Raw genomic sequence first — 3,383 nt, 5'->3', positions numbered from 1 at the left:
ATTTTAGCTTGTTCTTCAAAAGCTTTTGTCAAGACGTCGCGGACTTCATTGACTTGTTTTCCAACCACTGGACGCATATCATGTGAGAGTTCTTTCAAACCTTTCAACAATTCTGTCAATGATCCTTTTTTCCCAAGAACTTGTACACGTAATTCTTGAAGTTCTTTGGCATGATCGCCATGCATTTCAGCCAACTTGGCTTGCGTTGTTTCTTTTAATTCTTCTAATTGCGCTTGTAAATCCATTCCATTCCCTCTCTGAATACTGCTCACAAAACGAAAAACGTGCCAAGCTCCATTAGCGGAGCGTTGACACGCGGTACCATCCGTTTTTTATCTGACTTGCAGACCTTAATTCTTGTCTTTTTTGGTGAGTGAATTCGCCAAACTTTCATCTAGGAAGCTTCCAGTCACGGCTCCCATTCCCTGTTAAACTGCCATAAGGGTACTACTCTCACAAGACACTATTCAATTACAGTTTATTCTAACAAATTTTAAACCATTTGACAAGATTGAAAAACGGCTAATTGACACTGACCTCACCAGAATAGTAATTGAAAGTCAGGCCGCTTTGGACATTTGGAATAAAGACATTAAATTCCAAACTACCGTCTGATGATTTTGCCTCCAAATGCGTACCACTTGAGAGAATATTGTCGCCATCATAGATTAAGGTCACGCGATAACGCACACGTTTGTTTTGATCCAAAGCCTTGCGAACCTGTGATTCATAGTAATTCTGACCTGTTGAGTCTTCTGAGTTGGCTTCATTTGCCCAAGCTGTTTGCGTTGCCACATTAGCAGGATTGCTGGTTGAGGCATCAAATCCTTTTAGACCACCAACCAAAGCATAGCCCAGCAAATGCCCGCGATCAACGGCATGGTGATAAGTTCCTGACAAGTGTTGCAATTGGTGCCAGCCAGCTGGTTTCCAAGAAGTTGAGCCATTGCCAGTTTCCTCACGGCTCTTGTATTGGCGTGTGGATTTGCTTAGCAAGGCATTCGCAACCGTCGGAACCGTTTGCCCTTGAACGGTTTTGGTTTTGTTGTTGACATAAGGCTTACTCGATACCTTGGCATTTAAAGACGTCTTGTTTTGATTCACAATATAAGCTCCAGCCCCATTCCACTCAAGCTTGTTGCCCAACTGTTCCTTGACGCTATCAGTTAAAACCGTTTCTGCTAAGGCTTGACTTGGGGCACCGTCTGTTGATTTGGATTGGTTAGACGTGACAGATGAGGCAGACGTTTCTTGCCCAGTGACCAAGGAAACCACCTGCTGCAAGGATTGCTCGCCTGATTCTGAGGTGGTTACCCAACCCGTCCCGATACCAATTAAGGCAACTAGTACTGCAATAATGGATTTAAACTGTTTTGATGTTTTTGATTTTTTCGCCATAATTCCTTCCATTAAAAAAATGGAAAACCGCATTTACTCGCATAAAGGCGATTATCCACTTTGAATTTGATAATGTGATTAACCTAACCGTTTCCAGTGAATTTTCCGATAATGGACTGCCATTTATCAAGGGATAAGATGGCTAAGGGGTTCTTACCCTCTCCAAAAACGCTGTAACCTAGCATTAAACCGATAGCTAGAAAAAGAACGCTAAGAATCACCACCACTAGAATTAAGGTTAGTTGTTTTGCAACATATTTCCAACCTGTTGTCATTTAGTCCTCGCTTACACGCTTAATATGCGCTCCTAGTTTTGCTAATTTTTCATGGAATTTGTAGTAGCCACGGTCAAGGTGAACCAATTTGCCAACTGTTGTTGTGCCTTTTGCCACCATACCAATCATAATCAAGGCAGCACTGGCACGCAAGTCTGTAGACATGACAGGTGCTCCTTGTAATTCTTTGCCTCCATGAATCATTGCTGTATCACGCAAAATCTCAGACTGCAAGCCCATGCGGCGCATTTCTTCAAGGTGTTGGAAACGATTTTCAAAAACCGTTTCAATCATGGTTGATTCGCCGTTCACAACCGCCATCAAAGCGGTAAATTGTGCCTGCATATCCGTTGGAAAACCAGGGTGGGGTAGGGTTTTAACAGTCACTGGTTTTAAGGCTGGCGTGTCCGCAATCACACGGATACCCTCTTCTTCATCAATCACTGTCACGCCCATCTCAATCAATTTCGAAATCAACGGACGATTGTGTTCCCAAATGGCATCTTTCACCAAAACATTACCTGAAGTCATGGCTGCAGCGACCATGAAAGTCCCTGCTTCAATACGGTCTTGCACCACATCGTGTTCTGCACCGCGAAGGCTTTCCACACCAGTAATGGTCAAGGTTTCTGTACCTGCTCCTCTAACCTTTGCTCCCATTTTATTTAGCAGCATGGCTAAATCAACAATTTCTGGTTCGCGTGCAGCATTTTCAATGGTTGTCACACCTTCTGCCAAAGTGGCTGCCATCATCAAGTTTTGCGTTGCTCCAACAGATGGGAAATCCATGTAAATCGTGGTTCCACGCAACTTGCCGTCAACTGTCGCAGTAATATCACCGCCAGATTGTGTGATAGTTGCTCCCATTGCCTCCAAACCTTTTAGGTGCAAGTCAATCGGACGACTTCCAATCGTGCAACCGCCTGGCATAGATACTTGGGCATGGCCGTTACGAGCCAAGATAGGTCCCAGAACAACGATAGAAGCACGCATTTTGCTCACATACTCGTAAGGAGCAACATCTAAAATTTTTCCTGATGCATCAACCTCAATGGTGTTAGTGGCTTCATCAAAATCCACTTGAATGTCCAAACCACGCACCACATGATTCATGGTAAACACATCCGAAAGAATTGGCACATTCGTAAGTACCGTCTTTCCTTCTTCTGGTAAAATGGTGGCTGCAAGAAGTGGCAAGACGGCATTTTTAGCCCCTTCAATGACCACTTCTCCTTGCAAACGCGTATGACCACCTTCTATAATAATCTTATCCAAAATGAACTCCATTCTCAATATTCTATTAACTAGAATTATATCACAGTTTTCTATTTAATGCTTTTATTGAAAGCTGAAGAAAAGTGTTTGACTCAATGTCACAATTTCCAAGATAAAATTGCTAACCAAGTAGCCAATTGCAATGCTTAAAAACAAGATAAACACTTTCAAGCGCCCGATATTATCAGGGGTGTTTTTTATCCACTTAGACCAGTCAAATAACTGCCTTAACAAAGAATTGGTCATAGCAATAAAAATGACATGACTAAATAGACTTACAGTTGTATTTAATATTTCCATAATGCCATTATAACATAAAAAAGACCTTCACAGTATCATTCCTCAAAAAGCCCTTACAACTGTAATCTTCTTGTCATAAGAAGACACAAAAAAAGCTAGACAAAGAGGCTCTATAAAAAGTCACATAACCAAGAA

At 42.2% G+C, this 3,383-nt stretch carries 4 protein-coding genes and 1 pseudogene; all 5 read right to left on the bottom strand.

All coding sequences use genetic code 11. The annotated features are described in order from the left end of the window. A pseudogene (gene pheS, locus B3473_RS05805) lies at positions 1 to 245 on the bottom strand (phenylalanine--tRNA ligase subunit alpha); the annotation flags it as partial. A gap of 277 nt (positions 246 to 522) precedes the next feature. Further along, on the bottom strand, positions 523 to 1,398 hold the full coding sequence (locus B3473_RS05800; protein ID WP_154454298.1) for a DNA/RNA non-specific endonuclease: 876 nt from the start codon (positions 1,396 to 1,398) through the stop codon (positions 523 to 525). Between the two features lie 83 nt (positions 1,399 to 1,481). Next, complete coding sequence (locus tag B3473_RS05795) at positions 1,482 to 1,673, bottom strand: DNA-directed RNA polymerase subunit beta (protein WP_154454299.1); 192 nt, start codon at positions 1,671 to 1,673, stop codon at positions 1,482 to 1,484. Then, positions 1,674 to 2,948: a UDP-N-acetylglucosamine 1-carboxyvinyltransferase gene (gene murA / locus B3473_RS05790; RefSeq protein ID WP_293677891.1), complete on the bottom strand. Its 1,275-nt coding sequence runs from the start codon at positions 2,946 to 2,948 to the stop codon at positions 1,674 to 1,676. A 63-nt stretch (positions 2,949 to 3,011) separates the two neighbouring features. Further along, a complete protein-coding gene (locus B3473_RS05785; RefSeq protein WP_154454301.1) occupies positions 3,012 to 3,248 on the bottom strand; it encodes a DUF1146 family protein in 237 nt (78 codons plus the stop codon). Between the last annotated feature and the right edge of the window lie 135 nt (positions 3,249 to 3,383).

Source organism: Streptococcus sp. UBA632, from assembly GCF_002300045.1.
GTDB lineage: Bacteria > Bacillota > Bacilli > Lactobacillales > Streptococcaceae > Streptococcus > Streptococcus alactolyticus.
Note: the sequence above shows the minus strand (reverse complement) of the source record. Positions and strands in the feature narration are given on the sequence as shown.

Bases quoted from the DNA above. Each gene is read 5' to 3' on its own strand.
- B3473_RS05795 (WP_154454299.1), bottom strand. From the start codon at position 1,673: ATGACAACAGGTTGGAAATATGTTGCAAAACAACTAACCTTAATTCTA.
- B3473_RS05800 (WP_154454298.1), bottom strand. From the start codon at position 1,398: ATGGCGAAAAAATCAAAAACATCAAAACAGTTTAAATCCATTATTGCA.
- B3473_RS05785 (WP_154454301.1), bottom strand. From the start codon at position 3,248: ATGGAAATATTAAATACAACTGTAAGTCTATTTAGTCATGTCATTTTT.